This window comes from Clostridium thermopalmarium DSM 5974, assembly GCF_002995795.1.
In the GTDB taxonomy this organism is placed as follows: domain Bacteria; phylum Bacillota; class Clostridia; order Clostridiales; family Clostridiaceae; genus Clostridium_H; species Clostridium_H thermopalmarium.
In genome coordinates, this window is sequence record NZ_PVXN01000064.1 from 1 (window position 1) to 5,029 (window position 5,029).

At 32.6% G+C, this 5,029-nt stretch carries 6 protein-coding genes and 1 pseudogene; all 7 read left to right on the plus strand.

Translation table 11 applies throughout. The annotated features are described in order from the left end of the window. A pseudogene (locus tag CPAL_RS12165) lies at nt 1-195 on the plus strand (class I SAM-dependent methyltransferase); the annotation flags it as partial. An 804-nt stretch (nt 196-999) separates the two neighbouring features. Then, nucleotides 1,000-1,647, plus strand: a complete 648-nt coding sequence (locus CPAL_RS12170; RefSeq protein ID WP_106024734.1) for a LysE family transporter — start codon at nt 1,000-1,002, stop codon at nt 1,645-1,647. A 79-nt stretch (nt 1,648-1,726) separates the two neighbouring features. Continuing rightward, nucleotides 1,727-2,572, plus strand: coding sequence for a hypothetical protein (locus CPAL_RS12175; RefSeq protein WP_106024735.1), 846 nt, complete (start codon nt 1,727-1,729; stop codon nt 2,570-2,572). Between the two features lie 165 nt (nt 2,573-2,737). Beyond that, nucleotides 2,738-2,998: a TfoX/Sxy family protein gene (locus tag CPAL_RS12180; protein ID WP_106024736.1), complete on the plus strand. Its 261-nt coding sequence runs from the start codon at nt 2,738-2,740 to the stop codon at nt 2,996-2,998. A gap of 96 nt (nt 2,999-3,094) precedes the next feature. Then, entirely contained in the window at nt 3,095-3,532 is a 438-nt protein-coding gene (locus CPAL_RS12185) for a hypothetical protein (RefSeq protein ID WP_106024737.1), read from the plus strand. A gap of 36 nt (nt 3,533-3,568) precedes the next feature. Further along, on the plus strand, nt 3,569-3,697 hold the full coding sequence (locus CPAL_RS13785) for a 4Fe-4S binding protein (protein ID WP_116485993.1): 129 nt from the start codon (nt 3,569-3,571) through the stop codon (nt 3,695-3,697). Nucleotides 3,698-3,831: 134 nt separating this feature from the next. After that, nucleotides 3,832-4,665: a metallophosphoesterase gene (locus CPAL_RS12190; RefSeq protein WP_242976322.1), complete on the plus strand. Its 834-nt coding sequence runs from the start codon at nt 3,832-3,834 to the stop codon at nt 4,663-4,665. Nucleotides 4,666-5,029: the final 364 nt, after the last annotated feature.

Here is a 5,029-nt window from a genome sequence, read left to right on the forward strand (position 1 = left end):
ATAGTAATGAACTTGATAAAAAATGGCAGACTTAAAAAAGATGATGAACATGCAAAAGAAGTTTGGGAAAGGCATGGTAAACATGATACATATATGACCATGGATGAAATAAGGTCATTAGCAAATAGATATATACCCACAGCAAAAATTAAGCGAAAACTTTTTTGGAGATATTTATTAGTATGGCAAAAGTAATCTATTATATAACTAAAATAAACTCCACTCCATGATAATAAAGTTCGCTCTATAAAAATAAAGTTCGTTCCAAAATCCCGTAGCAGATGCAGGAGAAATCTTCATTTGCTGCGGGATTTTTGATTTTTAGGGGGAGAGGGATAAGGTGTATGTTAGGATTAAGGAATACGGCTAAAGGCATTGATTTTAAAGAGATTGAGAGTACTATATTGATTTAAATATTGATACCAGGATTGATAAAAAGCATTAGAAAAAGCGAATGAGAAAATGCAACCTTATACCTTTTCCCTTGCACCTTATCCCTATTCGGAACCGACTTTATTTTAAAAATTACTACAAGAATTAAGGAAGAAATGTTATTAAATGGAATGAAAATATTGAATTTTAGAGCGGACTTTATTATCTGGAAGAGATTTGGAGAATAGGGTTAAGGTGAGAAGGGATAAGGGGTTGAGGGTGTGGGGGCTGGAGCGGAGTTTATTTTAAATATACATAGTTAGGGGTAAGGATTTTTAGGATAAGGAATAAGGGGCTGTATATAAAATAATAAAGTATGCTCTGTGATAATAAAGTTAGTTCTATAATAATAAAGTCGATTCTATAATAATAAAGTTGGCTCTATAAGAATAAAGTTAGTTCTTTAAAGAGAATGATGCTGTTAGTGCTTTCATAAACGGTAAGATTTTATTAAAATAAAAATTAATTAAATTGAAATTTATTGTTATTATATTTATGTGCATGGATACTAAAAATAGAGCCGATTTTGATAGTAAAGTATTTTGATAATATGAGGGGTTAATTAACATGGTTTTGTGGGGAATTTTTGTTAGTGCTTTTTTAATAGGCTTTTCAGGAGCAATGATGCCTGGGCCTATGCTGGGGGTCACGATTGACGGCAGTCTTAAAAAAGGGTGGACAGCAGGACCTTTGACAGTATTAGGACACGGAATCCTGGAACTTATATTAATTATCATCATGACATTCGGGCTTAAAGATTTCTTCTCTAATCCGACAGTTGCAGGATTTATCGGATTATTTGGTGGTGCTTTTCTTGCATGGATGGGGTATGGAATGATAAAGTCCAGTATAAATAAGTCGGTTTCTTTAGAGAATCAAGGAGCAGGGAATAGTGCAGGCATGAGAAATCTTGTATTGGCGGGAGCACTTGTAAGCGCTACTAATCCCTACTTCATTCTCTGGTGGGCGTCAACGGGGATGGAATCAATACGCCAGTCTTATACTTCAGGTTTAATTGGTGTATTTTTCTTTTTCATCGGACATGTTTTATCCGACTTTGTATGGTATTCAGCAATTTCCACGGCATTTTCCAGAGGCAAGAAACTGATAAGTGATGTAGTGTATCGCTGGATTATTTTGTTGTTAGGTATATTTATTACAGCATTTTCAATCTATTTTATAAGCAGCGGATGGAAGATGCTTCAAACTCTATGATATAATTTTAATATGGATAAGATGAAAAAAAGTTATTACCTCGTAATAGATTTAAAATTTAAACTGGAGGTCAAACTCTATGAAATCAATGCTTTTTGAAATTAACAAGAAAAAATGGTTGACGCTATTTTTAGTAGCATTATCAGCAACAATATTTAGATTAATACTGCAGGCTTTTATCCCTTCAAGCGGTAGTAATCCTTTTCCTCCGAGTGCAATCGTCAAAGCAGGATTATTAATCCCCTCTTTTACGATTTATGCACTAATAACCTATTTTTTATTAGCGGTAGTATTCGTTATAATACAGGGTCGTCTACCAGGAACAAAGATTAAAAAAGGTTTAATGTTCGGTTTTTTATTCTGCATGATGTGGTGTATATACTTATTTGAGCCTTTACCTCACGTTTCAAGCACATCACTGACCGAACTTTTTGCTTATCCAATAGTGGATGGAATATCACTTGTATTTTTAGGATTGCTGTTAGGAAAATTCGTTGCTGTAGATTCTCAATTGTCAGGGAAAGTATACATTAATCTTAACATTGTACCGTTAATGGCAATACCTGTATGTTTCCTGGTACTGAGAGTATTTTGTTATAGTATAGTTCATATTTATTCCTCTTTTACTGCCAATCCGTTAGGAACAATGATATGGGCAGTTGCATCAGGTATCTGGATAGGGGTTTTGTATTTATTTCTTGGACAAGGCATTAAGATAGAATCTCCGATGGTGAAATCACTATTTTTTGGCATTATAGTCTTCGGAATTAACCTTTTTCTTTTCAATTTTTTCATTACTTTGGTGTTCGAATCAGATATTGCTGATTTAGTCATAAGAACTATGGCAGACATCATATCTGTAACGATAGGAGTCTATATTTATGAGAAAGTTCATTTCCTCATGATTTTGGCTCACAGCAAATAGTAAGTATTCAGAAAATGCAAATAGTTAATATCAATGTAAAATTTTATGCCGCCACAAGATAAGGAAGAACTAAATTGAAAGAACTTATAAATAAGCAATAAAAAAGGTTTTCTATAAAATATAAAGTTATGTTTAAAATGCATTTCAGTAAAGGAGATAGGCGAAATGATTAAATTAAGCGATATGCCGAATATAGGCAAAGAATTAGAAAAGCAATTAAAAAAAGCAGGAGTGGAAACGCCTGGACAGTTAATAGAATTAGGAAGTAAAGAAGCATTTCTGCGGATTAGAACTATTGATAGTAATGCTTGCATAAACAGGTTGTATGCCTTTGAAGGTGCTATACGAAATATAAGATGGCATTATTTATCACAGGATATCAAGGATGAATTGAAAGCATTTTATTTATCGTTAAATGTCAAATAATAAAATGCTGGAAGTTTTTTAAGATTTATTGATTACAAATGATGATATTGGATTAAGTGATTCTCCAATTCAATTTATTAGAAGGGGTAGATAATTTTGCTTTTTAGCAGTAAACAGGTTAGCAGGGGCAGGAAAATAGTAAATGCAGGTATAATTATTTTAATTTTTCTTTTACTTACAGATATTGCTTTAAGTTTAGTATATAACGGTATCAAAGGATTAACGAGAAAAACATTTATTAGCGGAATAATTCTATTTAACATATTTTTGTACTGTAAAGGCAACAGGATAGCATTTATAATAACAATGTTTTTACTTTCAGGAGTTTATATTTTTATCTTTGGTTTACTGCCTGCTTATTTGGTTTTGGGATTACTGCGTGTGTTAAATGTCCTGGATTCTTTTGGCGGTGCTTTATATTTAGTTGTCCCAGCCATAATTATCACAGCAGTAAGTATTTTGATATTTAAAACGGAATTTTATGATGATGTTTTGGCTTTTAAAACTTGCTGGCTGGAAAAAATAAAAAATTGAATTAGTATATTAAAGAAGAAAAATTAGAGTCAAGGTATGGTGGATATCTTAGACAGCAAAAGAAGCAGGGAAAATGGAACAGAGTGCATTTTATGCATGGAATGTGTGAAAAGTTGTCCTAAAGGTGCTGTTTACTTTAAACAGGATAAAAAGGTGTTAAATTAACCAGGGCTAAAGGAAAATATGTTAACGCTGAACCAAAATTGTATTTTGAATATAGATTTGTACTAAAAAACAGTTTGCTAAAAGGATAATAACAAATAACAAGGAAGATAGATTTTATGAAGAGAAAAAAAGTCTTGTTTTTTATTATTATTATATGTATTTGCACATGGGTATTTTTGCATTTTGAAAACAATTTCATAACTATTACAAAAATCACTGTTAAATCTCCTAAATTGCCTGATGCTTTTGATGGATGCAAAATAGTTCATTTGTCAGATTTGCACAGCAAGGAGTTTGGTAAAGGGCAGAAGAACCTTGTTAAGAAAATTGAAGATGCACAACCAGACTTAATTGTGTTTACAGGGGATTTGATTGACAGCAGGCATTTTGACGCAGAGGTTAGTTTGGAACTGATAAGACAGATTGTAAAAATTGCCCCGACCTATTTTGTGACAGGAAATCATGAAAGGTGGTCAGGAAACTTTGATGCTCTGGAAAAAGTCCTAAAAGAAAATGGGATTCATGTTTTACGAAATACCTGTGATAGAATAGGCAAAGATAAAGATGGGATTTATATTACGGGAATAGATGACCCTGTGTCAACTCAAGCAATATATGAGGAAACAAAAGTAGTTGAAAATGAAATTAAGCAAGCGCTAAAGGAAATAAAAGAAAACGATGTATTCAAGATTCTTTTAGCCCATAGACCCGAGATGCTTCCATTATATAGTGAGTATGGATTCGATTTAGTTTTATCTGGACATGCTCACGGCGGACAGGTAAGACTTCCATTTATAGGAGGATTAATTGCGCCGAATCAGGGATTTTTCCCAGAATATACATCAGGAGAATACAAAAGAGGGAACTGCACTATGATTGTAAGCAGGGGACTTGGAAACAGCATTATTTTCCAAAGGCTTTTCAATCATCCCGAAATAGTTGTTTTGACGCTGTCAAAAGGAAAGTAAGCAGCATTTGTTTGAGGGATAGTAAAGGCCAAAAAATGTATATATAATAGTATTATTATAAGACAAATTTGTTAATTTATAATGGAGGAATAAGCAATATGAAACGCCAAAATTTAATTCTTGGAACAGGTTTAATTATATTGCTGTAACATTATTATTAAAGTATATGATAGAACTGCCTGATTTCGTTTCTGGTTTATGAATTGGACTTGCAATTGGACTTGAATTAGTTGGAATCGGATTAACCCCTTCGTTTTGGACAAAACCTAATAAATTCTTTAGTTTTGTCAGAATTACACCCTTATTTCAATATTAGTTAGACTTTCTCCAAAATGAAGGTTATAAAATTCATTCGGTGACATAA